Source organism: Massilia eurypsychrophila, assembly GCF_002760655.1.
In the GTDB taxonomy this organism is placed as follows: Bacteria; Pseudomonadota; Gammaproteobacteria; order Burkholderiales; family Burkholderiaceae_D; genus JAFCUW01.
Map to the genome: position 1 here is coordinate 1 of NZ_PDOC01000109.1, position 342 is coordinate 342.

The window sequence follows — 342 nt, forward strand, 5'->3', positions numbered from 1 at the left end:
TGCGCCGCGCATGAACATGGGCTCGCAACCGGCCGGGTCGGTGTTGAAAGCCTCGACGACCGCGTTGTAATGCCGCATCAGCAGCGAGAGGACGCGGTTCGCATGCGAGTTCTTGTCGAACACGGGCGCGGCCCGGCCATCGACATGGTCCCATACCCATGGCAACCATGCGGACGGGGGAATCAGCCCGGGACCGATGGCGATCGCGGTAAAGTAGGGGTGCACACAGGATTCGGAAAAAATCGGGCGCTAAGCCAATTCACTCGTTGTTGCGGAACCCCAACGGCCGAAATTGTCCAACGTCGGTCTTCCGATTCTGACGCCAGACGTAATCCCCGGTCA

The 342-nt window shown here is 61.1% G+C and carries 1 protein-coding gene; it reads right to left on the reverse strand.

Annotated elements, in window-relative coordinates:
• A partial coding sequence (locus tag CR105_RS27605) for a UPF0149 family protein (RefSeq protein WP_218968771.1) occupies positions 1-225 on the reverse strand: 225 nt, incomplete at its 3' end.
• Between the last annotated feature and the right edge of the window lie 117 nt (positions 226-342).